1 protein-coding gene is annotated in these 283 nt (G+C 65.7%); it reads left to right on the top strand.

Going from position 1 to position 283, the window contains the following annotated elements; translation table 11 throughout:
- Positions 1-283, top strand: a 283-nt coding sequence (locus tag SB771_RS34090; protein ID WP_410721929.1) for an alkaline phosphatase family protein, incomplete at both ends; no start/stop codon positions are given.

Below are 283 nucleotides of genomic sequence, written 5' to 3'. Positions count from 1 at the left end.
CCTGACCGGCACCAACGGCGCCGTGCCCACCAACACCGCCTTCGTCAACAACGAGTGGGACTGGATCGACGGCCTGCCGGCCAACGTCAACAAGGGCTACACCTGGACCACCTACGCCGAGCGCTTGGAACAGGCGGGCGTCAGTTGGATCTCGTACCAGAACATGCCCGATGAATGGGGCGACAACATGCTGGGCGCGTTCCGCGCGTTCCGCCAGGCCAACGTGAATTCCGGCTATCCGGTGTCCAGCGGCGGCGAGCCCGGCGTGCCCTATGCCAACACC

Origin of the sequence: Burkholderia sp. SIMBA_051, assembly GCF_046534915.1 — a bacterium.
Lineage (GTDB): Bacteria > Pseudomonadota > Gammaproteobacteria > Burkholderiales > Burkholderiaceae > Burkholderia > Burkholderia ambifaria.
The sequence above is the reverse complement of the archived record's forward strand: the minus strand, read 5'-3'. Positions and strand labels throughout refer to the sequence as shown.